18 protein-coding genes are annotated in these 25,338 nt (G+C 69.8%); 6 read left to right on the top strand and 12 right to left on the bottom strand.

Translation table 11 applies throughout. From position 1 onward, the window contains the following. Positions 1–52 precede the first annotated feature (52 nt). Genes ACIBQ8_RS06150 through ACIBQ8_RS06165 form a run of 4 tightly spaced genes read right to left on the bottom strand, consistent with a single transcriptional unit; the run spans position 53 to position 2,440 of the window. Positions 53–1,180 (bottom strand): sensor histidine kinase, encoded by a 1,128-nt coding sequence (locus ACIBQ8_RS06150; RefSeq protein ID WP_397191303.1) that lies wholly within the window; start codon positions 1,178–1,180, stop codon positions 53–55. Next, entirely contained in the window at positions 1,170–1,802 is a 633-nt protein-coding gene (locus ACIBQ8_RS06155; protein ID WP_397177811.1) for a LuxR C-terminal-related transcriptional regulator, read from the bottom strand. Before ACIBQ8_RS06155 ends, ACIBQ8_RS06150 begins: the two co-directional genes overlap by 11 nt. Positions 1,803–1,856: 54 nt before the next feature. Then, positions 1,857–2,144 (bottom strand): hypothetical protein, encoded by a 288-nt coding sequence (locus ACIBQ8_RS06160; protein WP_397191304.1) that lies wholly within the window; start codon positions 2,142–2,144, stop codon positions 1,857–1,859. Continuing rightward, positions 2,093–2,440, bottom strand: a complete 348-nt coding sequence (locus ACIBQ8_RS06165) for an NUDIX domain-containing protein (protein ID WP_397191305.1) — start codon at positions 2,438–2,440, stop codon at positions 2,093–2,095. Before ACIBQ8_RS06165 ends, ACIBQ8_RS06160 begins: the two co-directional genes overlap by 52 nt. On the opposite strand from ACIBQ8_RS06165, the gene ACIBQ8_RS06170 reads away from it, so the two are divergent. Together ACIBQ8_RS06170 and ACIBQ8_RS06175 are read left to right on the top strand one after the other, a co-directional pair. Beyond that, positions 2,387–3,121, top strand: coding sequence for a trypsin-like serine protease (locus tag ACIBQ8_RS06170; RefSeq protein ID WP_397191306.1), 735 nt, complete (start codon positions 2,387–2,389; stop codon positions 3,119–3,121). The two genes, ACIBQ8_RS06165 and ACIBQ8_RS06170, sit on opposite strands and share 54 nt — an antisense overlap. Positions 3,122–3,701: 580 nt before the next feature. After that, a complete protein-coding gene (locus tag ACIBQ8_RS06175) occupies positions 3,702–3,920 on the top strand; it encodes a zinc ribbon domain-containing protein (protein WP_397191307.1) in 219 nt (72 codons plus the stop codon). 293 nt (positions 3,921–4,213) lie between these two features. Here the strand turns inward: ACIBQ8_RS06175 and ACIBQ8_RS06180 are convergent, their stop codons facing one another. The 4 genes from ACIBQ8_RS06180 to ACIBQ8_RS06195 form a co-directional block, all read right to left on the bottom strand. Continuing rightward, complete coding sequence (locus ACIBQ8_RS06180) at positions 4,214–5,200, bottom strand: aldo/keto reductase (RefSeq protein ID WP_397177814.1); 987 nt, start codon at positions 5,198–5,200, stop codon at positions 4,214–4,216. A gap of 11 nt (positions 5,201–5,211) precedes the next feature. After that, the gene (locus tag ACIBQ8_RS06185; protein WP_397177815.1) at positions 5,212–5,619 is read right to left on the bottom strand and encodes a cupin domain-containing protein; all 408 of its coding nucleotides are present in this window, start codon (positions 5,617–5,619) and stop codon (positions 5,212–5,214) included. Between the two features lie 49 nt (positions 5,620–5,668). Next, positions 5,669–6,691 (bottom strand): zinc-dependent alcohol dehydrogenase family protein, encoded by a 1,023-nt coding sequence (locus ACIBQ8_RS06190; RefSeq protein WP_397191308.1) that lies wholly within the window; start codon positions 6,689–6,691, stop codon positions 5,669–5,671. Positions 6,692–6,927: 236 nt separating this feature from the next. Continuing rightward, complete coding sequence (locus tag ACIBQ8_RS06195) at positions 6,928–8,190, bottom strand: multidrug effflux MFS transporter (protein WP_397191309.1); 1,263 nt, start codon at positions 8,188–8,190, stop codon at positions 6,928–6,930. Between the two features lie 100 nt (positions 8,191–8,290). Between ACIBQ8_RS06195 and ACIBQ8_RS06200 the strand changes: the two genes are divergently transcribed. Continuing rightward, entirely contained in the window at positions 8,291–9,193 is a 903-nt protein-coding gene (locus tag ACIBQ8_RS06200) for a helix-turn-helix transcriptional regulator (RefSeq protein ID WP_397177818.1), read from the top strand. Between the two features lie 152 nt (positions 9,194–9,345). Here the strand turns inward: ACIBQ8_RS06200 and ACIBQ8_RS06205 are convergent, their stop codons facing one another. The 4 genes from ACIBQ8_RS06205 to ACIBQ8_RS06220 all read right to left on the bottom strand — a co-directional run bounded on the left by ACIBQ8_RS06205 (position 9,346) and on the right by ACIBQ8_RS06220 (position 20,908). Beyond that, positions 9,346–12,735: an alpha-L-arabinofuranosidase C-terminal domain-containing protein gene (locus ACIBQ8_RS06205; RefSeq protein WP_397191310.1), complete on the bottom strand. Its 3,390-nt coding sequence runs from the start codon at positions 12,733–12,735 to the stop codon at positions 9,346–9,348. Between the two features lie 206 nt (positions 12,736–12,941). Beyond that, a complete protein-coding gene (locus ACIBQ8_RS06210) occupies positions 12,942–13,496 on the bottom strand; it encodes a hypothetical protein (protein ID WP_397191311.1) in 555 nt (184 codons plus the stop codon). A 214-nt stretch (positions 13,497–13,710) separates the two neighbouring features. Beyond that, positions 13,711–19,302 carry a ThuA domain-containing protein gene (locus ACIBQ8_RS06215; RefSeq protein WP_397191312.1) on the bottom strand — a complete coding sequence of 1,864 codons (5,592 nt, stop codon included), beginning with the start codon at positions 19,300–19,302 and terminating at the stop codon, positions 13,711–13,713. Positions 19,303–19,627: 325 nt separating this feature from the next. Further along, positions 19,628–20,908 carry an ROK family protein gene (locus tag ACIBQ8_RS06220; protein WP_397191313.1) on the bottom strand — a complete coding sequence of 427 codons (1,281 nt, stop codon included), beginning with the start codon at positions 20,906–20,908 and terminating at the stop codon, positions 19,628–19,630. Between the two features lie 333 nt (positions 20,909–21,241). Between ACIBQ8_RS06220 and ACIBQ8_RS06225 the strand changes: the two genes are divergently transcribed. The 3 genes from ACIBQ8_RS06225 to ACIBQ8_RS06235 all read left to right on the top strand — a co-directional run bounded on the left by ACIBQ8_RS06225 (position 21,242) and on the right by ACIBQ8_RS06235 (position 25,308). Continuing rightward, positions 21,242–22,456 (top strand): ROK family protein, encoded by a 1,215-nt coding sequence (locus ACIBQ8_RS06225; RefSeq protein ID WP_397191314.1) that lies wholly within the window; start codon positions 21,242–21,244, stop codon positions 22,454–22,456. A gap of 313 nt (positions 22,457–22,769) precedes the next feature. Next, positions 22,770–24,305 (top strand): sugar ABC transporter ATP-binding protein, encoded by a 1,536-nt coding sequence (locus ACIBQ8_RS06230; protein ID WP_352327220.1) that lies wholly within the window; start codon positions 22,770–22,772, stop codon positions 24,303–24,305. After that, complete coding sequence (locus ACIBQ8_RS06235; protein WP_397191315.1) at positions 24,298–25,308, top strand: ABC transporter permease; 1,011 nt, start codon at positions 24,298–24,300, stop codon at positions 25,306–25,308. Before ACIBQ8_RS06230 ends, ACIBQ8_RS06235 begins: the two co-directional genes overlap by 8 nt. The last annotated feature ends 30 nt before the right edge of the window (positions 25,309–25,338 follow it).

Below are 25,338 nucleotides of genomic sequence, written 5' to 3' on the forward strand. Positions count from 1 at the left end.
GAAGAAGATCACACCCGGACAGTCGGGAAATAGCGGGACACCAGCGGTGGTGTCATCGGGGGACACGCAGTTCGATCAAGGTCCCCTCCCCCGGAGTGGAGTCGATCACGCTCGTGCCGCCGATGTCGGCGATCCTGGCCTCGATCGACTCCCGCAGCCCCATCCCCGCGCCACGCGACTCGAAGCCGTTGCCCTGGTCCAGCACGCTGACCACGACGTCGCTGTGGCGCGCCTGCCCATGCACGACAGCCTGATCGGTGCCGGCATGCTTGCGGACGTTCGTCAGCGCCTCCCGCACGGCTCCGGTCACCGCCTCGACCGTCGCGATCGGCAGGACCACGCCGGCGGACTTCAGGCCGGCGGCGTGCAACTGCACGCTCAGCCCCGCCTGGTTGGCGTGTTCGACCACCTCTTCCAACGCGGTGACGAGGTTGTTGCCGGCGCTGTCGTGCTCGCCCCGCACGTAGCCGCGCAGCCACCTGGCCTCTGCGGCCACGTGTCGCTTGACCTGCTCATCGTTCACCCAGCCGTCGCGGACCAGGGCTTCCAAGGTCTGCAGGACCCGGTCGTGCAGGATGCGGCCGTTCCTGGCGCGTTCCTGTTCGGCGGCCAGCCTGGCCACCTGTCCTCGTGCCTCGTCCAGTTCGGCGGCGTTCCTGCGCAGCAGCGAGGTGACGAACCAGGCGATGCCCGCGTTGACCCAGAAACCGATCGTGTGCGGCAGCGCGCCCAGCCAGGAGAAGCCGCTGGCGGCCTGCATGTACAGATAGGCGGCGGCCAGCGGCGCTGTGGCGGCAAGGGCGCCGGGCAGCGTGCGCACGCACACACCGATGCCGATGGACACCAGCAACATGTACGGCAGCAGGAAATCCGGTCCCGACCCCCGCAGCGCGGCGGCGGCGACCACCGTCATCCCCACCCCGACCCCGGCGGTCAGCACGGCGTCGGCCGCGACGAGCCGCCCGGCCGGAGGCCGGCGGCGCAGCCGGCACGCCATGACCACCACGGCGCTGGTCAGCCCGAGCACCGCCAGTGCGGCGCCGAAGCCGGGAATGTGCCTCCGCCATCCGCTGTCACCCACGTAGTTGAGTGCGACCACCTCGGCCAAGGCTCCGACGCGGAAGAGGATCACCGTCCAGGCCAGTACGGCCTCGGTACGGGCGCCGGCCTCACCGGCCACTCATGCCCCGCTCGGCGATCCGGTCCAGGGCGGCGGCGATCAGCTGGGCCTTGTTGCCCACCTGGAGCTTGCGCCGGATGCGCTCGATGTGGGTGTCGACCGTGGACTTCTTGATGCCCATCCGGCGGGCGATCTGGTCGTAGGTGAAGCCTTGCGCGATATGGGTGAGCACCTCTTCCTCGCGCGGCGCCAGCGGCACGGCGGGGGCGGGCTTGGTCAGCGCCGACATCCGCGCGTGCAGGATGTCGGCCAGCTCGGCCGACAGGTAGAAGCCGCGGGCCGCCACGACCCGGATGGCGCTGGACAGGAGCTCGGCCGGCTCGCTCTTGGTGACGTAACCCCGTGCCCCGGCTCGTACGGCGGCCACCAGATCGGCGGGCCGGGCCGAGGCGGAGATCACCAGGATGTTGTACAGCTGCGACAGTTCGGCGATGGCGGGCACGCACGGCTCGTCACCCGCCAGGTAGAGGTCGAGCACCAGCACGTCGAGTTCCGGCTGGGTGCCGATGGATGCCAGGTCGCGCCCGCTGAGCACGACCGCGAAATCCTCCGACTGCGCCAGGACGTGCTCAAGCCCATGTCGGATGAGATCGTGATCGTCGATGACACCGATCGTGATCATGTCCCGCTCCTGCATATGTCACCCTGATCCAGGAGATGATCTCACGGCAAGTCCTCACTTGGAGGGACAAGAGGGGACAAGAAGCGAGGGGGACGAGCGCGGCCCCACCAGGTCGGGTCGCTGCCCGTCACCTGGGCGCGACGTCCACAGCTGACAGAACGCCAGGCCCTGCTCATCGCAGCTGCGGGCACGTGGCAGCACGGCCGGAACGGGACCGTACAGGGCCACAAGATCGGCCAGCGGCGCATCGACGAAGCCGAGCATCGCCATGATCGCCACCTGATCGGCGTTCAGATGCCGATGGGAGATGGGAGCGTGATGGGCGATCTCGTTGCGCAGCACGCGCAGAAACTCCAGCTTGCGGTGCAGCGCGTGGCGGCCACCCCGATTCCGGGAAAGGCCTGGTAGAGCCTTGTGCGCCACAGGCGCTGGTCGTAGTGGTTGCCGCGCCCGATCAAGCTCACCCAGAACCCGAACGGCAACTCGGAGACCACTTCGGAAGAGGTGGGCGTCAAGCCTTGCCGGCCCAGTGCCACGCCCGTCAGCCCGGTCTCCTCTCGCAGTTCACGCAGCGCCGCCTCCTGATGGCTCTCCCCGTCCTGGACACCGCCGCCCGGGGTGGCCGCTGCGACGACCAACCCCTGTGGTACGGCGGTGTCGTCATCCGCAACACCGCTTTCGGCCCGCCCTCGCCCCGGCAGTGCGGAGGCAACGGCCAGTGGTACTACCACTGCACCGGCGGGTTCGGCGTCACCCTCGGCACGACCCGCTACCTGTTGACCGCCGGGCATTGCGCCGGCGACCAGGACTTCTTCACCGACAGCACCGGCGAGAACAACGAGGGAGGCCGGATCGGCCCGGTGCGGCGGGAACATGTCGGGCACGACCTGCTCCTGGTCGAGGCGGCGACGGCGGGACGGATCTGGGACGGCACGCCGGGCGTGAGCGACTTCACCAAGCCCGTCAAAGGCTGGCTGTGGGCGGCCCCGGGACAGTTCGTGTGCTTCTCCGGCACCACCTCGGGCGCCCGCTGCGGGCACTACGTCGACGCGTACTACAGCTGGATCTGCGACCCGGACGGCGACATCTACGGCAACTACGAGTGCTACGAGGACCTGATCTCAGCCGCGGGGCCGGGTTCTCAGCACGGCGACAGCGGCGGCCCGGTCTTCAGCCTGACCGGCGACGGGAGCCAGGTCATGGCCCTCGGCACGGTGACCGGCAACATAGACCTCGGCCTGGGACTGCGCGAACTGATGTTCCAGGACTTCGGCACCGCGACCCGGGACTGGCCCGGCCTGGACGTCATCACCGGCTGACCCGCCCGCCGCCTCCCCGGACCGTTCTTGAGACGATTGGACTGAAGCTGCCGGGATCCCGTCTGATCACCGAGATCAGACGGCATCTTGTCGTTACATGTTCTGTCGCAGCGAAGACTGAGCACGGTCATCGAAGGTTGAGCACCACTACGGTGTCTCATCGAAGATTGAGTGACTACCGGGCTTGAGTTCCAGGAGAGAGGGTGGGAGAACCGACGGGTGCGTGCAGTGATCTCGTACTCGGCGCCTTCGACCTGGAGTTCTCCGATGGTGAGCGGCGGCCGAGGATCCGGTGAGGCCGCTGCTGACCACAGCGGGATCAGGTGCTGGCGCTACTTCACCGGCACCGGGCCGAGCGGGCGATCGCCGTCTTCGGCAACCGCCTTCTCGACCCGCTCGCCGGGACCTCGGGCCGCCCCGACGTCTCCCAGGTCGCCGGTGACGCGGCGGGTCCACCGCGTCCGACAACGCCTACGCCGACGGCCGCGCCGTGCCGGTCGTGGGCATGGTCCGGTCGCTTTCCTCGCGCAGTTGATCCCGCAGCTGGTCCGCGCGGATCCACCCTGGCGGTCCTCGACCGATGGTTTCCGCCCAGCAAGACCTGTTCGGCCTGCGGGCGGCAAACCCACGCCTCACCCTGGCCGACCGGGTGTTCACCTGCGGGTGCGGACTGACCTTGAACCGGGACATCAACGCGGCCCAGAACATCGCCGGCCACGCAGTCGCCGTCCCCGCGCCCGTCGCGGAGACCGTCGCCCCCGACAGGGGGAGACGCAAAACGCCCGCGGAGCTCCGGTAAGTCCGCCCGCCTCACGAGGTGGACGGCACGAAGTGGCTGGTGCGGCCGATGATGTCGTCGCCGGAGCATGGGCTGCTTGGCCGGTGCCGCCAGCCCCACCGCACGCTGTGACGGTGAGGAGGACCGCCAGCGCGGTCCTGGAGACTGACTGATCATCGCGGGTGGCATCTTCGGGGGTTCGGGGGTTGGCAGGGACCGGCCCCGACCCGGAAGACGGGCCGAGGCGCCGGTTCGGTGCAGGAAGGTCAGCGGCGGCGCGGGAGGCTAACTGCGGGCCGGCGGCATACGCCTGGTCACCAGGCGTATGCCTGGGGGGCTTCTCCTCCCGGCCCCGGCCAGATGTCGTCGAGCTCACGGAGCGTCTCCTGCGACAGGACGATCTCCAGGGCGCGCGGGCTGTCCTTGAGCTGCTCGACGGTCCGCGGGCCGATGATGGCGGCGGTCAGGACGGGGTTGTGCAGCAGCCAGGCCAGGGCGACGTCGGCGGGTTGCTCGCCGAGGTCGGAGCAGAGGACCTCGTAGCGTTCGAGCTGGGGGCGGTGCTGCTCGATCTGCTGCCGGATCTGGTCGCCGGCGCGGCGGCCCTCGCTCACCTTGCGCAGGACGCCGCCGAGCAGCCCGCCGGCGAGCGGGCTCCAGGGGATGAGGCCGATGCCGTAGTAGCGCAGCGCCGGGATGACTTCCAGTTCGACGGTGCGGGCGGTGAGGTTGTACAGGCTCTGCTCCGAGACCAGGCCGAGCAGGTTGCGGGAGGTGGCGGCGTTCTGGGCGGTGGCAATGTCCCAGCCGGCGAAGTTGCTGCTGCCGATGTAGGTGACCTTGCCCTCGCGCATGAGCTGGTCCATCGCCTGCCAGATCTCCTCCCACGGCGTGGCACGGTCGACGTGGTGCATCTGGTAAAGGTCGATGTGGTCGGTCTGCAGGCGGCGCAGGCTCGCCTCGCAGGCGCGGCGGATGTGGTAGGCCGACAGGTATTTGTCGTTCCGTCCGAGCCCCATCGGCTGGTAGACCTTGGTCGCCAGGACGATCCGGTCCCGGCGGCCGCCCTGGGAGAGCCAGCGGCCGATGATCTCCTCGGAGAGGCCGTACCCCTGGTCCATGTCCGGCCTCTGGGGGCCGCCGTAGACGTCGGCGGTGTCGAAGAAGTTGATGCCCGCCTCCACCGCGGCGTCCATGATCTGGAAGGCGGTGGGTTCGTCGGTCGCGTCGCCGAAGTTCATCGTGCCCAGGGCGAGCCGGCTGACGCGCAGCCCGCTGCGGCCCAGGTGCTCGTAGTCCATGTCGATCCTCTTCAGGGTGCTTGGCGGGTGGCGGCCGGCGTCGCGGTGTAGTCGGCGTCGGTGACGTGCTCCAGCCAGGCGGTGTCGTCGCCTTCCCACAGGGCCAGGTGGGTCATGAAGTGGCCGGGGGCGGCACCGTGCCAGTGCTCCTCGCCCGGCGGGGTCCAGACGACGTCGCCCGGATGGGCCTCGATCAGCCGGCCGCCGCGGGACTGGATCAGCGCGACGCCTTCGACGATGAACAGCGTCTGACCGAGGCCGTGGGAGTGCCAGGCGGTTCGGGCGCCGGGCGCGAACCTGACCATGTTCGCGCGGGATCGGGACGGGTCCTCGCCGCGGTGGATGACGTCGAACCAGACGTCCCCGGTGAACCATTCGGCTGGTCCCTTGGTGGTCGGTGGCTGCTTCAGCAGTTCCATGGCCGTTCCTTCTCGTGGTCGGTGATCTCATGCGAAGGGATGGGGGCCGTCAGGGGCGCAGCAGGGTCTTGACGGCGCGGCGTTCGTCCATCGCGCGGTAGCCCTCGGCGGCGTCCTCCAGCGGGAGGTCGAGGTCGAAGACCTTGCCCGGGTCGATCGTCCGGTTCCAGATCAGGTCGATGAGCTCGGGCAGGAAGCGGCGTACCGGGGCCGGGCCGCCGTGCAGGTGGACGCCGGAGAAGAACAGCTCCTCGCCCGGCAGTTCGACGTCGTGGGCGACCCCGACGTAGCCGACGTGCCCGCCGGGCCGGGTGGCGCGGATGGCCTGCATCATCGACTCCTGGGTGCCGACGGCCTCGATGACCGAGTGCGCGCCGAGCCCGGCGGTCAGCTCCTTGAGCCGGGTGACGCCCTGGTCTCCGCGTTCGGTGACGATGTCGGTGGCGCCGAACTCCAGGGCGAGCTTCTGCCGGTCGGCGTGGCGGCTGAAGGCGACGACGCGTTCGGCGCCGAGCCGCCGGGCGGCCAGGACGCCGAGCAGGCCGACCGCGCCGTCGCCCACGACGGCGACGGTCTTGCCGGGCCCGGCCTCGGCGGCCACGGCGCCGAACCAGCCGGTGCCCAGCACGTCGGAGGCGGTCAGCAGGCTCGGGACGAGGTCGGCGTCGGGCATGGCGGGGGTGGCGACCAGGGTGCCGTCGGCCAGCGGGATGCGGGCGTACTGGGCCTGGGTGCCGATCGCGCCGATCGGTTCGGCGTGCACGCAGCGGGACTGGTAGCCGGCCCGGCAGATCTCGCAGGTGTTGTCGGAGGCGAAGAACGACCCGACGACGAAGTCACCTGGCTTGATCGTCTCGACCTGGTCGCCGACCTGCTCGACCACGCCGACGTACTCGTGTCCCATCGGCGCCGGCGCGTCGGACCTGTCCACTCCCCGGTAGGGCCACAGGTCCGAGCCGCACACGCATGTGGCGGTGATGCGGATGACCGCGTCGGTGGGCGCGACGATCCGCGGGTCGGGACGGTCCTCGACGCGCACGTCGCGCGGTCCGTGCAGAACTGCTCCACGCATGAGTGGTGTCTCCTTCGATGTTGGGTGACGGCGGCGGATCAGCGGACTCCGTCGAGCGTCGAAGGCCCGAGGCCCAAGGTGCCTCGCCGGCCGGTGGCCAGATGTCGCGGCCGAACCGGCGCCGGCAGCGTCCCGCACGGTTCCCCAGCAGAGGAGGCATTTCCCCCGATAGGTGAGGCATGAACAGGCGAGAGGAACTCTTTCCCGGCATTTAGCCCGGCGTCCGCACGACGTGCTCATCGCGTCGGCGCGGCGGCGAGCTCGGGTTCGGCGGCCGGGGACGGCCGCGCCGTCCGGGCGGGATGCCGGGGGCTGAGAGCGGCGCAGGCCGCCAGCGCGAGCGCGATCGAGACGACGGTGACGATCCCGAGCGGCAGCATGCCGTCCGCCCCGGCCAGGCCGACGAAGGGGGCGGCGACACCGCCGAAGGCGAAGCGGGCCATGCCAAGGAGCGAGGAGGCGGTGCCCGCCATGTGCGGGTATCCGGCCAGGGCCAGCGTGGTGGCGGGCGGGGTGGTGGCGGCCACGCCGCTGACCATGATCAGCAGCGAGACGATCACCACGGCCAGCGGCAGCGTCCACAGCCCGGCGGCCAGCAGGCCGAGCGCGCCGAGCGCGCACATGGCCAGGCCCACGGCCAGGGTGCCGCGCACGCTCCACCGCTCGCTGCTACGCCCGGCCAGGTAACCGAAGACCATGAACCCGGCCGAGTTCAGCCCGAAGGCGAGCGCGTACTGCTGCGGCGACAGGCCGTAGACGCCCTGCAGGACGTAGGTGGCCCCGGCCAGGTAGGCGAACAGGGCGGCGTTGACGAACCCCTGCAGCAGCACCGCGCCGGTGAAGACGCGGTCGGCCAGCAGGGTGCGGAAGTCGTGGCCGGTTCGGGCGAACCCACCCGTCGTACGGCCCGTCCGGGGCAGCGTCTCGCGGTAGCCGAAGGCGATGAGCGCCAGGATGAGCGCGCCGATCACCGCCAGGAGCGTGAACAGTCCGCGCCAGTCGGTGAACCGGGCCAGCTGGCCGCCCACCAGCGGTCCCACGATGGCGGCCAGGCCGCCGAGCACGGTCATGCGGCCGTAGTAGCGGATGAGCTTCCTGCCGGAGTAGAGGTCACGTCCCGCCGCCTGCGCGATCACGATTCCGGCGCCGCCGGCGAGCCCCTGGACCAGCCGCGCGATGATGAGCGTCTCGATGCTCGGGCTGAGGGCGCACAGCAACGAGGTCGCGACGTAGGCGGCCAAGCCGACGTACAGAGGCCGGGCGCGGCCGAACCGGTCCGACAGCGGCCCTGCGACGAGCTGCCCCAACGCCAGCCCGATGAGGCAAGCGGTGACGGTCAGTTGCGCCATCGACGTCGCCGCGTTCAGCTCGTCCGTCAACGCGGGCAGAACCGGCAGGTACAGATCCATCGAGATGGGACCGAACACGGTCAACAGGAGCAACAGCGTGGGCAACAGCCGGGAGGCCGGCTGCGACGTGGATGGAGATTGATTGAGCACTACTCCAGTCAAAGGGCCCCGGCGGCAGGGCGGGAGTCTCTGTCAAGGGGTGTACCGACAGGGCATCCCAGACCTTCCAGACCGCCTCTACGCTGGGATTATGGATAACCGCCGCGAAGTCCGCGAGTTTCTCACCTCGCGCCGGGCCAAGGTCACGCCCGAGCAGGCCGGCATCCCGGGCGGCGCCAACCGGCGGGTGCCCGGCTTGCGCCGCACCGAGGTCGCCATTCTCGCCGGGGTGAGCGTCGAGTATTACGCCAAGCTCGAACGCGGCCAGATCGCCGGCGCGTCCGCGTCCGTCCTGGAGGCGATCGCCCGGGCGCTGCACCTGGACGACACCGAGCGCGCCCACCTGTTCGACCTGGCCCGCGCCGCCGACGGCATCCCCGCCTCCGGCCGCCCGCGCCGCCGCGCCACCCGCCAGAGCGCCTCCCGCCCCAGCCTGCACTGGGCGCTGGAGGCCATCACCGACGGCGTCGCGTTCGTCCGCAACCCCCGCCAGGACCTGCTGGCGGCCAACGCCCTCGGCCGCCGCTTCTACGCGCCCGTCATCGGCGACGGCGGACGCACTCCCAACCTGGCCCGCTTCCAGTTCCTCGACCCGTCCTCCCGCGACTTCTACCCCGACTGGGACCTGTTCGCCGAGATGTGCGTGGCGATCATGCGGGCGGAAGCCGGCCGCGACCCGCACGACCGCGCCCTGCAGGACCTGGTCGGCGAGCTCTCCACTCGCAGCGACACGTTCCGCACGCTCTGGGCCGCACACGACGTCCGCACCCACGGAACGGGCACGAAGCGGTTCAACCATCCCGAGGTGGGCGAACTCCTCCTCGCCTACGAAGAACTCGCCATCACCGCCGAACCCGGACTCGTGCTCATCATCTACACCGCCGAACCCGGCTCACCCTCCGCCGAACGCCTGCGCCTGCTCGCATCCCTGGCCGCCCAGCAGCCGACGAACGCCGGCGACGACGTCGCCGGCGCCCATCCGGGATCGCACTGAACCCCCGCCCGCCTGACGATCTCCTCGATGTTCCACCGTGCTCATTGCCCTGACGTTCGGCCGCCCTCCTCCTTGGGCGGTTCATCGAATGGGGCCGGGGTGGCAGGCCGGCCAGGGGCGAGCCGGCGGGCGGCCCGCCCCTGGTCGGCGGGTCAGCGTTCGGTGAGGCGGATGAAGGTGACGGAGTTGGCGGGGAAGTCGTAGGTGAAGGCGTTGGAGAAGCCGTTCAGGTGGCGTTCAACCGGTTTGATCCTGGTCGGTTCGGTGAGGGAGTTGGCGTCGCCCGGAGCGCCGGTCATCGAGGTCACCGTGGCGGACGGGCGAAGGCGGGGACCCTTCAGGGTGACGGTGCTGCGCACGCCGGTCGCCTGAGCGTTGACGACCTTGAGCGTGACGTTGTCACCGTCTCGCGAGACGACTTGGTAGAGCGGCTCCACGACGGCATTGTCGGCGAACTCGTTGATCTTCTGGCCGTCGAGCCAGGTGGTGATCCTGCGTCCGTTCACCTGGATCTTGATCTGGTAGTCGCGCCCGGTCTCGATGGTGGTCGGGGAGGAGGCGATCTCCGACCTGCCGCCGCCGATGCCCTTCTCGACGGCGGACCGAGTGTTGTTCCAGCCGCCGAGGTTCCACCAGTAATAGGTGTCGCCCACGCCGAACATGACCAGGAATCCCTCGGCGCCGCCGGTCTTGCGGGCCTTGACCTCCATCGTGTAGTTCGACCAGTCAGGTGAGCCGGCGGTGGATCGGGCGTCGGTGACGTCGGCGGTCTGGACGTAGGCGCCGTCCTGCACGGCCCATGCTCCCTGGCCTGGAGTCCACTTCTCGCCCTCGCCGCTGAAGTCGTCCGAGAACAGTGTCGTGCCGTCGGCGGCGGTGACCTTGACGTCGTCGTAGCGGACCTGGGTGCTCCACGAGCCGAGCCCGATGCCGCCCGTGATGTCGGCCGGGGACTTGGTCGCGCTCTCGAACGTGCTGGGCTGGATCCGGTCGCCGAGGTTCGTGGAGAACAACTTCTGCACGTAGTAGTTCGCCGATCCGAAGACCTGGTCGTTGTCGTACCAGATGAGGTCGGGGAACCAGTTCACGTAGTCCACGTTGGCCAGCAGCGGCGCGTACGACGCCAGCTCCACCACGTCGGAGTTGCGCTCCAACCCGGTCATGTACGACGCCTCCGCCAGGGCGTTGCCGAACGTGTTGCCCTGCGAGGCGTACTCGCCGGCGAACACCTTCGGCCCGTTGCGGTCGTAGGAGTCGTAGCGGTGGCTGTTGGTCAGGAACCAGCCGGGGCTGCTGTAGTAGTGCTCGTCGACCAGGTCGGCCTTCTGGTCGCGGGCGAATTGCCACATTTTGTCGAACCAGGCGCCCTGTGGGGCTTGCCCCGAGTTACTGATGATCTTAATGGTGGGGTGCTTGGCCCTGACCGCGTCGGCGAACTTGGGATAGTTCGTGAAGAACTCGGAGTAGATCTCCTCGTTCCCGAGGCCGATGTAGTCCAGGCCGAACGGCTTCGGGTGCCCGAGCGCGGCCCGCTTGGCGCCCCACTCGGAGGTGACCGGGCCGTTGGCGAACTCGATCAGGTCGAGCGTGTCCTGGACCCACCGGGCCAGCTTGGCCTCGTCGGTCAGCGGCTGGTTCACGTTGCAGCCGTTGACGCCCACCGACAGCACGGGCAGCGGCTCGGCGCCGATGTCCTCGGCGAACTGGAAGTACTCGTAGTAGCCGATGCCGTACGACTGGTTGTAGCCCCAGAAGTTGAAGTTCGTCGGCCGCTCCTCGACCGGGCCGATCGTCTCCTTCCACTGGTAGATCCGCCGCCGGTCCTGCTTGTCGGAGTAGGGGTCGTAGGTGCCGACGTTGGTCACGCAGCCGCCGGGGAAGCGCAGGAAGCCCGGCTTCAACGCCGCGATGGCCTTGGCCAGGTCGGCTCGCATGCCGTGCCCCTTGAAGGTGTCATGCGGGAACAGCGAGACCATGTCCAGATCGGTGCGCCCGCTCGGCGCCTGGACGACCAGGCGACCGGCGTCGGTCGTCGCCGTCGCGGTGAACCACGCTTCGTACTTGGCCCAGCCGCCCGCCTTGACCCGCAGGGCCGCCGTGCCGAGGACCGCCGTGCCGTCCTCGACGGTCACCGTCAGCGTCCCCGCCTCGGTGCGCCTGGCCCAGAACGACAGGTCGTAGCGGGCGCCCCTCTTCAGGGGCAGGCCGCGGTTGAACCCGGCGTTGCTCACCCCGGCCGTGCCGTCTCCCGTGACGTCGAGACGCAGGTAGTTGCGGTTGTTGGAGTTCAGCGGCTGATCGCCGGTGACCGCGAGGGTGGCGCTCGCGCCGCGTTCCGTCTTGCTCCATGCGGTCAGGCCCGTGTAGGAGGCGTGGTCCTGGTCGTTGAACTCGAACGAGCGGTTCTGGACCAGTTCGGCGTACAGGCCCCCGTCGGCGGCGTGGTTGATGTCCTCGTAGAAGACCCCGTACAGGTTGGGACTGACCTCGGCGCCCTTGGCCTTGGTGTCCACGGTGAGCGCGCCGGACGTGTAGCCCTCGATCGTGAATCTCGTGATCGCCGGGCCGGTGACGAGAGCGCCGTCGCTGACGGAGACGTTCTTGCCGCTGGAGGAGAGCTTGACCTTGCCGCCACCGGCGTCCTTGAGCTGGAAGACCGAGGGGGTCGCGCCCAGCCGCACCTTGTCGCCGGCCTCCAGGTATTTACCGGACGCGACGTCCTTGAGCGCCAGTCCGCCGTCGCGCGGCTCGGCGGTCATGACAAGGCCGGTCATCGGCGCCCTGTCCGAGGCCCGCACCACGCCCGACTTGCTGACGGACAGGTGGGGCGCGTCGACCGCCTTCAGCGTGAACTGCCCCTGCGGGCTCACCGGCCGTCCCTCGGCGGCCTTGACGGCGAAGTAGTCGAAGTCCGCGCGGATGGGCGTCCCGTTCTGGGCGGACAGGCCGTAGAGGCCGACCTGCTTGATGTCCATCTTCGCGGTGGACCTGCTTGCCTCGATCCACGCCGAGCCGTTCCAGTAGGAGGCGACGAACTCGTCGCCGGTCCTGGCCAGCCTGAGGATCTCGCCGGTGGATCCTGGACGGGTCTTGAAGCCGGCGGTGTAGCTCGCGCCGACCTCCGTCCCCGTCTCGATCACGGTGCCGCCGGAGAAGCTGACGTGGGCCAGCCCGGTTCGTACGTAGTTGTCCCAGTCCTGCCAGGCGACCAGGCCCGCGTTCTGGTAGTCCAGCGCGACGGGCGCGCTGAGCTTGGTGATCACCTCGAAGTCGCCGGCCGGAACGTCGACGAGGAAGACGTTCTTGGCGCTGTTGCTGCCCCCGTACGTGTCACCGGGGGAGGTGTCCAGATGGAGCGCGCCCCCTGACAGCGACCAGCGGGAGTCGTCGGGAGACAGGACGCTCCACTCCTGCCCCAGGCTGTCGCCGTCGAACTGGTCGACGGCTGCTCCTTGAGGGACGGGATCCGCTGAGGCGGACGCGGGCGGTGGTGCCGCGAGGAGGGTGGCGACGAGCGTGACCGATAACGCGATGCGTTTCATGGTGAAGGCTCCTCAGGGATGTTAGCGCTAACAAACTGGACCCGGGAATGGCTGTGTCGTGCGGCAGGAAGGGGAGCTTCCTGGTCGAGGGCCGTGCGGGAACCGGATGCATTCTTCGACGAAGGGCGTGGTCCCCGGGGCGTCGGCAACCAGAGGTGCGCGCACCAGCGTCGCGACGCCCACGTGGCGTACCGGCCGAGGTGCCTTCAGCGCCGGCTGTACAGCCGCCCGCGACGGGCGAAGGCGATCCAGATCCCGGAAGCGATCACCACCGCGACGGCGATGATTCCGATCGTGAACGGAGTGCCGTCCGCGTCCTCGCGGTCGGCCAAAGCCGCGGCGCCCGTCGCGCGCGGCGCGGGCGAAGTCGCCGCCACGGGGGTGGCGGCCAGGTCCGCCGCCTTGACCTTCGCCGTCGCGCGTGCCTTGGCCGGCTTGGTCGCGGTCACCGTGACCTTCCAGGTGCCGCTCGGCAGCGGCTCGGGGGAGGTGTAGAGGTTCTGGCCCTCGGAGGAGGACCGGAGCTGGACGGGGCCGAAGGAGCGGCCGTCGGAGGAGGTCGCCGTCAGTGTCGCCTCGACGACGTCGGTGACGGGATGCCCGTCCTCCTTCCAGGTGACCAGCACGTTGACGTTGTGGCCGCCGTCCCCGGTCACCTCCAGTTTGATCGGTCCGCGATGGGCGGATGCCGCGGGTGCGGCGAGCAGGAGGGCGAGCCCGGCCAGCAGGACGGTCACGGCGTATCGCAGTGCGTTGTTCACGGGGTGTGGTTCCCTTCGGGGTCGTCGCCGGACGATGCCGGCGCGAGCGCGTGCCGGCGTCCGATGAAGGCGGTCCCGGCCGGCCGGGATGAAGACCGCGTCGTGGAGCGGGAGGGGGTGAGTGCCCTCGCCTGGCGAGGGCACTCACCGTCTGTCGGCGACGTGCCGGAGCGGCGCTTTATGGCGGCGTCCGGAACGCCGGTCTCGCTCGCCGTCAGGCCGGCGTGCCGCCGTGCCGGACGATCAGGGCGTCGGCGTCCCGGAGGAGGACGGCCCGGACCTGCTCGTCCGAGACGCCCTTCTTGCCGCTGACGGCGTCCTTGAACTTCCGGATCTCCTTGATGATCTTGTCATCCTTCTTGCCCTTGTCCTCGGCGTCGCGCACGGTGGCGAGGTTCGTCTGCAACCGGTGCGCCTCCCTGTCCGTCAGCTTGCCGTCCTTCTCGAAACGGTCGATCAGGGCGGCGAGGTCCCGCGTCGAGGTCTCGACGGAGAACGTCACGGATTGCTCGGTCTGGTTGCCCGCGTTGCTGACCGCGGTGACCGTGACCGTGTGCGTGCCCAGGGCCAGCCCGTACAGCGGCTGGAGCGTCCCGGACTCGAACGGCTTGCCGTCGAGCGTGCCGCTCACCGACTTCACGCCGGAGACGGTGTCGACGACCTGCCAGGCGATCTGCAGGTCCTGGCTGTCGCCGTACTTCTCGCCGTTCGCCACGCCCGAGATCACCACGGCGGGCGCCTTGGTGTCGATCTGGAACGCGGCGGCCTTGACGTCCTCGGCGTTCCCGGCCTTGTCGGACGAGCGGTACTTGAGCTCGTGCTTGCCCTCGCCCGAGACGGTGACCAGCTCGGTGTACGGCGTCCAGTCGCCGCCGTCCACCGCATACTCGGTCTTCTCCACCCCGGCCGTGGCGTCGGTGGCGGTGAGCGTCACCGGCACGGCGGCGTCGTGCCACCCGCTGTCGTTCGGCGAGGCGAACTCCGCCTTGGTCATCGGCGCGGTCGCGTCCGCCTTGACCGTGAGGGTCTTGGCGTCCTCGACGTTGCCCGCCTTGTCCGCCGAGCGGTAGGCCAGAGCGTGCGACCCGTCACCGGAGACGACGACAGGAGCGGTGTAGGCGGCCCAGTCGCCGCCGTCGAGCTGGTACTCGGTCTTGGCGACCCCGCTGCCGTTCGCCTCGTCGGCGGCCGACAGCGTGACCGAGACAGGACCGGTGTACCAGCCGCTCTGCGGCGCGGCCGGGTCGGTGGCCGCGGTCGTCGTGGGCGCCGTCTTGTCGTCGGCGCCCCCGCCACTCTTGACCAGATGGAAGTGGTCGAACTTCGCCGTCGCCGACGCGGTCTGGCTGTTGCCGCCGAAGGCGAACACGCCCACCTTCGCCCCGCTCGCCACGGCGCCGTTCTTCACCGTGGCGCCGATCTCGGTCCAGTCCGTGCCGTTCGCGGAGTAGTACCCGTGGAAGGTGTCGCCCTCCTTCTTCAGCCGCAGCCACCACACGCCGGAGCCGTGCTGGTCGACCTGCGACTGCGGGTCCTGAACGGCTCCGCCGACCTCGCTGCGCAGCTCGATCCTCGTCGCCGTCGCGCTGTCGGCCACGTAGTCGACCTTGACGTAGTCGTCGTCACCGCCGTAGACCATCAGGCCGCCCTGGTGGTAAGCCTGATTGAACGCCGATCCGTCGAGCTTGGTCTCCAGCGTCCAGTCGCCCTCGGGCGCGTTCTGCAGGACGAAGTTCTTCGGGCCGCTGTTGTCGGACCCGTAGATGTCTCCCTTCGAGGTGTCGATCTCCAGCTTGCCGCCGGTCACCCGCATCCCGGTGGCGTCGGGACGGATGACCGCGTTCCAGCGGCAGGAGTCGAGCGCGCCGCCGTCGAACTCGTCGTCCGGCGCCGCGCCGGTGGCCGTGTCGTCCGGCGTGATCTGGAACCAGTCGAAGGACGCGTCCACCACCGGGTGGCCGCCGGTCCCGGACAGGGCGAGCAGGCCGATCCTCGGGTTGGTGATGCCGGCGAGCTTCTTCGTCTCCGGCATCGCGGTGAAGGTGACGCCGTCCGCCGAGTAGGAGGCGTTCAGGTTGGTGCCGTCGGTGACGAGGCGCACGTACACGGTGTCGGGGAAGGCGTCGCCGAGGTTGGCCGTGTTGCTCGCGTTCACCTCGTTCGGGGCTCCGTTCTCCTCCCGGATGTACTGGAAGATGCGGCCGGCGCGGTCGTTGGTGCCCCGGCCCTCCAGCACGATCTTCGCGTAGTTGTCGTCGTCGCCGTACAGGACCAGGCCGGCCTGCTCGTAGGCGTCGAGGGCCTTCAGCGTGACCTTGGCGGTGGCCGTCCACGCTCCCTGGGGCGCCGGCTGCACGACGATGTTCGTCGCGTCGCCGCCGGTGCCGTAGATGTCGGTGCTCGACGTCGGGATCACGAGGTTGCCGCCGGCGACCTTGAGGTCCTGGTTCTCGCGGATGACCGACCACCGTTGACGGTCGAGCTGGTCGCCGGTGAAGCCGTCCGAACGGCCGGTGAGGCAGACAGTGGTCGCCGAGTCCACCTTGATGGGGATCTGGGCGGTGGCGGAGGCGCCCTTGTCGTCGGTCGCGGTCACCACGGCCGTGTAGGAGCCCGGTGCGCTGTAGGTGTAGCTCGCCTCAGCCGTGGCAGGCTGAGGCGCGCCGTCCGCGCCGAAGTTCCACTTGTAGGTGATCGAGCCGCCTTCGGGGTCGGTGGCCGTCGCCTTGAAGTCGACCTTCAGCGGGGCGGTGCCCGTCGTCGGGGTCGCAGTCGCGGTCACGGTCGGACGCTGGTTGTCGGTCGCGCCCTTGCCGACGAAGTCGACCCAGTTGAAGTTGGCCAGGTAGGCGTCGTTGGCCGCGCTCGCCGGCTTGCGCACGACGAAGTAGAGCGGCCCGCTCTCGGACGGCGGACTGGTCAGGTCGAGCGTGACGTCGGTGAACGTCTGCCAGCCGCCGGTGGGCGTCACCTCGGCCGAGCCCACCAGGGTCCCGGTCTCGGGGTTGCCCGCCCGCACCTGTACGGTCCCGCCCGCGCCGCCCGAGGCGATCCGGAACCGGATCCCGGTGACGTTCGACAGGTTCACCGGGTCGAACGACCACCAGTCACCGTCCTGGACGAACCCGATGTTGAGGTTGCCGCCCTGCGGGTCGGTCGTGGTCTCCGTCTGGACGCCGGCGGCGTCGGTGCCCTTGCCGTCGGCCACCCGGCCGGTCTGCGCGAAGTGCTCGGCCTGCTTGCGCTTGGGCTCCAGGATGACCTGGCCGCGGCCGGTCAGCGGCTTGGCGTCGCCGGCGCCCTTGTCGGCGTAGCTGGCCTCGATCACGTAGAAGAGGTTGTCGGTCTCGCCGTGGCCACTCTGCGAGGTCTGCAGGGTGCCTTCACAGCCCTTGAGCTGGTCGAGCGGGTGGCCATGGCTGTCGTGGCCGAGAATCGCCTGGATCTGGACCTTGTCGCAGTCGATCGCGCCGTCCTCGGCGTCGGTGACGGTGACCTTGAACTTCACCTGGTCGCCGAACTCGAAGAAGGAGCCGTTCGGCGGCACGTCGACGGTCACGACGGGACGGGTGTTGCCCGCGGTGATCGTCACGCTCGCCGTGCCGGTCTTGCCGTCGGAGTTCGTGACGGTCAGGACGACGCCGTACTCGCCTGCCTTGTCGTAGGCGAAGGTGGGGTTGGGGTCGGTGGAGTCGGTGTCGCCGTCGCCGTCGAGGTCCCAGGCGTAGGTGATCGCCTTGTCGTCCGGGTCGCGGCTGCCCTCGCTGGAGAACTTCACGGTCAGCGGCAGCGGCCCGTCGGTCTTGTCCGCCGTGACGCGGGCGATCGGCGGGCGGTTGCCCTTGATGTACTCGATGCGGTAAATGCCGGAGTCGGCGTTGTCACCGCCGAAGCCGGAACCCCACTCGATCATGTACAGCGCGCCGTCGGGGCCGAACTTCATGTCCATCGGCTTCTTGAACTTCAGCGAGCCGAGGATGCGGTTCATCTCGACGAGCTTGGTGCCGTTCTCGTCGAGCTGGAACGACCACACGTTGTCGTTGTTCCACTCGCCGAAGACGGCCTTGCCGTCCCAGTAGGCCGGCCACTTCACGTCCGACTGCAGGTTCGGGTCGAAGCGGTAGACCGGGCCGCCCATCGGCGCGCCGCCGCTCAGCTCCGGGAAGTTCTGCGGGTCGGCCCCGTAGTGGTACCAGATCGTCGCCGGGATGACCGGGGGGAGGTTGGTCAGGCCGTCGTTGTTGGGCGAGTCGTTGACCGGCGCGGCGCAGTTGAACGGCGACCCCGACTTCTTGGTGGCGAAGTCGTAGTCGACGTACGGGGTGTTGTTTCCGACGCAGTACGGCCAGCCGTAGTTGCCCGGCTTGGAGACCAGGTTCCACTCGACCGTGTTCTCCGGGCCCCGCGTGGCGCTCGCCGTGTTGGCGTCGGGGCCGTACTCGCCGAGCATGATGCCGCCCGTCTTCGGGTCGAGCCCCATGCGGAACGGGTTGCGGAAGCCCATGCCGTAGATCTCCGGCTTGGTCTTCGCGCTACCCGGCTGGAACAGGTTGCCGGACGGAACGGTGTAGGTGCCGTCAGCCTCGGGGTGGATGCGCAGCAGCTTGCCGCTCAGGCTGTTGGTGTTGGCCGAGGTGCGCTGGGAGTCCCAGTTGGCGCGGCCGGACTGCTCGTCGAGCGGCGCGTAGCCGTCGGAGGCGAACGGGTTGGTGTTGTCGCCGGTGGCCAGCCACAGGTTGCCGGTCTTGGGGTCCATCACCATGCCGCCGCCGTGGTGGCAGCACTCGGCCCGCTGCACCGGGACGTCGAGGAGCTTCTTCTCGCTCGTCAGGTCCAGGCTGTCACCGTTGACGGTGAACCTGCTCAGCCGGTCGACGTTCTCGCCGCTGGGGGAGTAGTAGAGGTACGCCCAGTGGTTGGTGTCGAAGCCGGGGTCGAGCGCCAGGCCGAGCAGGCCGCTCTCGTTGGCGGTGAAGACGTTCAGCTTCCCGGCGGTGACCGTGCCGCCCGTGGGCTTGATGATCTTCACTTCGCCGAGCCGGTCGATGTAGAAGGCCCGGCCGTCCTTGGCGACGTCCACCATCATCGGGTTGGAGGTGCTGTCGTCGAGCGTGACCTTCTCGAAGCTGGAGCTCTGCGAGGCCGAGCAGTCGGCCTTGATCGCGCCGGCGGCGGTCTGGATGCCGCCGAGAAGCAGCTTCAGGAAGTTCGGCTCGGTGTAGTTCTCCTTGAGGTGGCCGAGCCCCGTGTACCACGAACGGCCGCCGTCGAAGTCCTGGCACCACGTGTTCGGGTGGTCGGCGCCCATCGTGCCGCCGGTGTAGGACTTCTCCTCCAGCGAGGTCAGCACATGGACCGTGTTGCGCGGGTTGGCCTGGTAGTCGTACCACTCGTCGGTACGCGTCCAGGTGGTCGGCAGGTCCTTGGTCGACGGGTGGGCCGGGTCCTCGACCTTGACCGTGGCCTGCTGGATCGCCGGGTGCTGCTTGAAGTACGCCCCGACGAGCTTGCCGTACCAGGCCCAGTTGTACCCGCTGTCGGCGGCGGCGTGGACGCCCACGAACCCGCCGCCCTTCTGGATGTAGCGCTGGAAGGCGTCCTTCTGCTCCTGCGTGCCCAGCGGGTCGCCGGTCGTGGACATGAAGACCACGGCCTGGTACTGCGCCAGGTTCTCATCGGTGAACTGGGCGCCGTCCTCGGTCGTGTCGACCGCGAAGTTGTTGTCCTGGCCGAGCTTCTGCACCGCGGCGATGCCCTCGGGGATCGCGTCGTGCCGGAAGCCGGTCGTCTTCGAGAAGACCAGCACCTTGAAGTCAGGCGCCGCGGCGGCTTCCGTGGCGGCCGACGACGCGGTGACCGTGGCGCTCGCCGGTGCGGCTGAGAAGGTGATGAAGGGAGCGACGAGAGCAAGAGCCGTCGCCGCCGCGATGCGACGTCGCGGACGACGTCGGTCCTGTGGCGGGGCCGCGTGGAGCAGCCTGGCCCACGTTCGATGACGTGGTGACATGGAAACCCTTCCTGACCGGGGGGACGTCAGGCAAGGCGCGCGCCGCCGCGCTTGTTGCCACTTGGTTTTCGAGCGGGTGTTGCGGGGTGCTGGAGGGTGCCGTCTCCAGGTCTGTGGGGTGCTGTCAGTGGACTGCCGGCCGCGGTGGCGAGTCCATGATCGTGGTCGGGTCGTCGATGATCTGGGTGACCACCATGCTCGCGGCGCCCCGGGAGGCTGCGCCGAAGCCGAGCGTGGAGGCGACGAATCGGCACTGGGCGGCGGGAGCGGCCACCACGAGCCGTTGCAGCTGATATTGCGCGTGCGGCAGCAGCCACTCGGCCAGGGAGGCGAAGTAGCCGCCGATGACGATCACCCGCGGGTTGAACAGGTTGGCCAGGATCGAGCCACCGAGCCCGAGCCATTCGCCGACCTGCGCCACCGCCTTCGTCATCCGTACATCGCCCGAGGCCAGGCCGCGCGCGATGTCGGCCACTCGTTCGCCGGGGTCGGGCATCGGCATGCCGGGCAGCCCGTAGGCGTGCTCCGGCATCGCCGCGCGGACGAGCGCGGCCAGGCCGACCTTGGTCTCCCAGCAGCCGATGCGGCCGCAGCCGCACTGGTCGCCGTTGGGGTCGAGCCGCAGATGGCCGACCTCGCCGGAGAACCCGTCCGCGCCGCGCAGGAGCCGGCCCCCGGAGATGATGCCGCCGCCTACCCCGACCTCGCCGGTGAGATAGACCAGGTCGGACGTGCCTGCGGCGACACCCGAGATGTACTCGCCCAGCGCGGCGAGGTTGGCGTCGTTGTCCACCAGCACCGGTACGCTCAGCGGGCCGAGCACGGAGGTCAGCCGCTCGGCCAGCGGCAAATCATGCCAGTAGAGGTTCGGCGCGAACGTCACGACGCCGCGTGCCACGTCGACGAGCCCGGGGACGGCCACCGCTATGCCGGCGGGCGTCGCTCCGGCCCGGCACATCGCCTCCACGGCCTCCTTGGCCACGAGCCCGAGCCGGCGGACCGCCCGATCCGGGCCGCTGCCCATCGCGTCGAAGACGACCCGGCGCTCGACCAGGACCCGGCCGCTGAGGTCGGTGCCGTGGACGGCGATGTAGTCGACGTTGATCTCCATGCCCAGGGCGCCGACGTGTGCGCCGTGCAGCGCCACCGCCCGTCGGGGACGCCCGATCGCGCCCACGTGCTCGACGCCGACCTCCCGTACGAGCCGCCGTTCGAGGAGCTCGGCCATGAGGTTGGAGACGGTGGCGCGGTGCAGCCCGGTCGCCTCGGCGATGTCGGCACGGGACAGGGAGGTGTGGTCGCGCAGCTCACGCAGCACCGAGGAGAGGTTCGCCCTGCGCAGCGCGGCGGAGCCGGCCGAGGAAGCGCCCACGTTGGAGGTGCGGGTGAGGTGCCCGTTGGTCACTCGTGTCACCCGCCCTTTGTTTGTATCGGCGATCAATTAATGAGGGTTGTAACACGGAGGTATCCGGCCACGCACCCCCGCGCCGCGTAACGAGTTGGCATCGGTCGTCTTCGCGCAGTTCAGCAGGTCTTCGCCAGGTCGTTACCGGACTGTTATGCGAGGTGCAACCGCTTTCCCTCTTGTGCTCTTCATCCGTTGCCCCTTTTAATTCGGCCAGCCATACGTACTAATTGAGTCCTAAGGAGACGCGTGCACCACGGCAGGGCTGACGCCCCAGCGACCGACTCGACGAGTCGGGGCCTGCCCGCGGGAGTTCCCGCGGACCAGACCACCGTGCGACGTTCCAACCTCGCTCTGGTGCTGCGTCACATCAGCGGGCACGGCCCGTGCTCCCGGTCCGCCGTCGCTGTCGAGACCGGGTTGAACAAGACCACCGTCACCAGCTTGGTGAGCGAGCTGCAGGCACGCGGGCTGGTCAAGGAGACAGGCCCGCAGCACGCGGGTTCCGTCGGCCGACCGAGTGTCGCGCTCGTCCTGGACGGCTCGCGGGTCGGCGCCCTGGGCGTGGAAGTCAACGTCGACTACATCGCCGCGATCGCCACCGACCTGGCAGGCAGGGTCCTCATCGACCGGCGGATCAGCTTCGACGCGATGGGATCCGGCCCGGAACGCTCGCTGGACGAGCTGGCCCGCGTGATCGAGAAGACCCTGGCCGACCTCGAACCGCTCGGAGTCACGCCGGCCGGGATCACCGTGGCCGTCCCCGGCCTGGTCGACACAACCGACGGCACCGTCGTCGTCGCCCCGAACCTCGGCTGGCGCGGCGTGAAGGTGGCGGAGCGACTGTCCCACGCCGACATTCCGGGTGACATCCCCATCGGGGTCGACAACGACGCCAACCTCGCGGCCCTGGCCGAGTACACCTTCGGCGCCGCGGCGGGCACCTCCGACCTGGTCTACCTGACCGGCGAGGTCGGCGTCGGCGGCGGCGTCATCTCCGGAGGCCGGTTGCTGGGTGGAGCGGACGGATTCGCCGGGGAGGTCGGTCACGTCGTGGTCGACCCGTCCGGCGAGGCGTGCCGCTGCGGCCTCACCGGCTGCTGGGAGACCAAGGTCGGGCTGGCCGCGCTCGTGCGCATGGCCACCCCCGACCGCGCGTACGGCATGCGCTCCCAGATCGTCCGCGACCCGGAGGAGCGGCTGGCCGAGATCGAGCAGCGGCGCGCCGAAGGAGACCCGAGGGTCGACGCGGCCGTCGCCGAGGTGGGCACGTGGCTCGGCATCGGGGCGGCCATGTTGGTCAACCTCTTCAACCCCCGGACGATCGTGCTGGGCGGCTACTTCGCCAGGCTCGCCGACCTGCTCATCCCCGCGGCCGAGCGAGAGCTGGCCCGCCTCGGGATGAGCGGCGCCGCCGGCCGCTGCCGGTTCGTCGCCTCCGACCTCGGCTTCGGCGCCGCCTCGCGAGGAGCGGCCGGCGTCGTCGTCGAACGAGCACTGTCCGACCCCGCGAACATCGAGATCCGACATCCCCAGCCATCGGCATGACCGAACACCTCCGATCCCCCCACTAGACCTCCCGTCCGCCCGATCGCTCCGCCCGCCTCGGCACGTCCCGCCCACATAGGTGCCGCGGCCATGGCGCATGCCGTCAGGCGGACGGGAACCCGCCACCTCTCCCCCCAGAACGTCCCGCCCCGCCTGACCGGCAGTCCGGTGCCGTATCGGCATCGTTCACGCCGACCTCGATGCCGTCGGCGGTGCCAACCGGCGCCGTCAGGCGGGCGGGACCCGACCGCACCATGAATCCAGGGAGGCACCTGTGCCGCGGTCAACATCCGACTCGGCGTCTCTGCTCCACATGCGGGGAATCGTCAAACAGTTCCCCGGTGTCCGCGCCCTGAACGGGGTCGACCTCGACGTACGCGCCGGGGAAGTGCACTGCCTGCTCGGCCAGAACGGCGCAGGGAAGTCCACGCTCATCAAGATCCTGGCCGGGGCGCACCAGCCCGACGAGGGCACCATCACCTTCGCCGGCGAGGAAGCCCGCCTGTCCGGCCCCACCGCCGCGATCCGTCTCGGCATCTCCACGATGTACCAGGAGCTCGACCTGGTGGACGGGCTGAGCGTCACGGAGAACGTCTTCCTCGGCCATGAGCCGGCGAGCTTCGGCTTCTCCCGCAGGTCGGAGGCCGACCGGGCCACGGCCGAGCTGCTCAGGCGGCTGGGGCACGGGGAGATCCGCCCGCGTACCGAGGTGGGCCGGTTGTCCCCGGCGCACAAGCAGATCGTCAGCATGGCGAGGGCGCTGTCGCACTCGACCCGGCTCATCATCATGGACGAGCCGTCGGCCGCCCTGGCCCACGACGAGGTGGACAATCTCTTCCGGGTGATCCGCGACCTCACCTCCCAGGGCGTGGCGGTGATCTACATCTCCCACCGGCTGGAGGAGATCCGCGAGATCGGCGACCGGGTCACCGTGCTGAAGGACGGGCGTACGGTCGCCGTCGGGCTGCCGGCCAAGGAGACGCCCACCTCGCAGATCGTCTCCCTGATGACCGGCCGCAACGTCGAGTACGTCTTCCCGCCCCGCTCCTCGGCCCCGCCCGGCGAGGAGATCTTGCGCGTGGAGAACCTGACGCTGCCCGGCCGCTTCGAGAACGTGTCGTTCACCGTACGGGCGGGGGAGATCGTCGGGCTGGCCGGGCTGGTCGGCTCGGGCCGTAGCGAGATCATCGAGACGATCTACGGCGCGCGCAAGGGCAGCGGCCGGGTCGTCCTCGACGGGCGCACGGTGCGGCCGGGCAGCACCACCCGGGCGGTGCGGATGGGCATGGGCCTGGCCCCCGAGGAGCGCAAGGCGCAGGCGCTGCTGCTGGACCACTCGGTCGCGCAGAACATCACGCTGGCGAGCATGAGCCGCTACACCAAGCCGCGGTGGCTGGGCTGGCTCGACCGCCGCAGCGAGCTCGCCGAGGCCACGAGGCTGTCGCAGGCGCTGGACATCCGCCCGCCCGATCCGCTCCGGGCGATCAGGACGTTGTCGGGGGGCAACCAGCAGAAGGCGGTGCTGGGCCGCTGGCTGGCCGAGGACCGCAAGCTGCTGCTGCTGGACGAGCCCACGCGCGGTGTGGACGTCGGCGCCCGCGCCGAGCTGTACGCGCTGGTCCGCAAGCTGGCCGACGACGGCATCGGCGTGCTGCTGGTCTCCAGCGAGGTGCCCGAGGTGCTGGGCCTGGCCGACCGGGTGCTGGTCGTCCGCGAGGGCCGGATCGTCCATGAGGCGCCGGCCGAGGACCTGGACGAGCACCGCGTGCTCGACCTGGTGATGGTCTCCACAGGGTCGGCGTCCGGGGCCGACGAAGCGAATCCCCTAGAAGGAGCGTTCCATGACTGACGTTGATCAGAGCGCGCCGGCCGGCCCGCGCCTGAAAGCCGTGGGGGCGCGCGGCCGCCTCGGCCGGCTCGGCGAGATCCGCCATCTGGGTCTGGTCGCGGCGCTGGTGCTGCTGGCGATCGTGGGCGTGGTGACCAGACCGGAGAACTTCGCCACCTCCTCCAACCTGGTGAGCATCCTGGCGCTGGCCTCGACCATCGGCGTGATCACGGTCGGCTCGACGTTCGTGATCATCGGTGGTGGCATCGACCTGTCGGTCGGGGCGTTGATGGCATTGGCGTCGGTGTGGGCGACGACGCTGGCGACGCAGGCGTACGGGCCGGTCGTGATGATCGTGTGCGCGGTGCTGGTCGGCACCGGCGCCGGATTGCTGAACGGATTCCTCATCGCCTACGGGCGGATGGTGCCGTTCATCGCGACGCTGGCCATGATGGTGGCCGCGCGCGGCTTGGCCCAGCGCATGTCCAACCAGCGCACCCAGCTGGTCCAGCCGGACAACTCGCTGATCGTCGACCTGTCGACCACGCGGGTGCTCGGGCTGCCGCTGCTGGTGTACATGTTCGCGCTGGTGGTGCTGGCCGGCTGGCTGGTGCTCAACCGCACGACGTTCGGCCGGCGCACGTACGCGGTGGGCGGCAACCCCGAGGCGGCCCGCCTGGCCGGCATCGACGTACGCAAGCACACGCTGATGTTGTACGCGCTGTCGGGCCTGTGCTGCGGGATCGCCGCCGTGCTGATCATGGCGCGGACCACCACCGGCTCCTCCACCCACGGCGACCTGTACGAGCTGGACGCGATCGCCGCGGTGATCATCGGCGGGACGCTGCTGAGCGGCGGCAAGGGCACGATCATCGGGTCGATCCTCGGTCTGCTGATCTTCACGGTGATCACCAACCTGTTCATCCTGAACGGCCTGAACACCGCCGACCAGCTCGTCGCCAAGGGCGCGATCATCGTCGCCGCCGTGCTCCTGCAGCGGCGAAGTCTCAAATCACCTCTATGACCCGCCGAAACCCTTCCGTCCCTGACCCGG

It is taken from the genome of Nonomuraea sp. NPDC049646 (assembly GCF_044465525.1).
Classification (GTDB): Bacteria; Actinomycetota; Actinomycetes; order Streptosporangiales; family Streptosporangiaceae; genus Nonomuraea.

Bases quoted from the DNA above. Each gene is read 5' to 3' on its own strand.
- ACIBQ8_RS06155 (WP_397177811.1), bottom strand. From the start codon at position 1,802: ATGATCACGATCGGTGTCATCGACGATCACGATCTCATCCGACATGGG.
- ACIBQ8_RS06170 (WP_397191306.1), top strand. From the start codon at position 2,387: ATGGCTCTCCCCGTCCTGGACACCGCCGCCCGGGGTGGCCGCTGCGAC.
- ACIBQ8_RS06175 (WP_397191307.1), top strand. From the start codon at position 3,702: ATGGTTTCCGCCCAGCAAGACCTGTTCGGCCTGCGGGCGGCAAACCCA.
- ACIBQ8_RS06180 (WP_397177814.1), bottom strand. From the start codon at position 5,200: ATGGACTACGAGCACCTGGGCCGCAGCGGGCTGCGCGTCAGCCGGCTC.
- ACIBQ8_RS06185 (WP_397177815.1), bottom strand. From the start codon at position 5,619: ATGGAACTGCTGAAGCAGCCACCGACCACCAAGGGACCAGCCGAATGG.
- ACIBQ8_RS06190 (WP_397191308.1), bottom strand. From the start codon at position 6,691: ATGCGTGGAGCAGTTCTGCACGGACCGCGCGACGTGCGCGTCGAGGAC.
- ACIBQ8_RS06200 (WP_397177818.1), top strand. From the start codon at position 8,291: ATGGATAACCGCCGCGAAGTCCGCGAGTTTCTCACCTCGCGCCGGGCC.
- ACIBQ8_RS06205 (WP_397191310.1), bottom strand. From the start codon at position 12,735: ATGAAACGCATCGCGTTATCGGTCACGCTCGTCGCCACCCTCCTCGCG.
- ACIBQ8_RS06230 (WP_352327220.1), top strand. From the start codon at position 22,770: ATGCGGGGAATCGTCAAACAGTTCCCCGGTGTCCGCGCCCTGAACGGG.
- ACIBQ8_RS06235 (WP_397191315.1), top strand. From the start codon at position 24,298: ATGACTGACGTTGATCAGAGCGCGCCGGCCGGCCCGCGCCTGAAAGCC.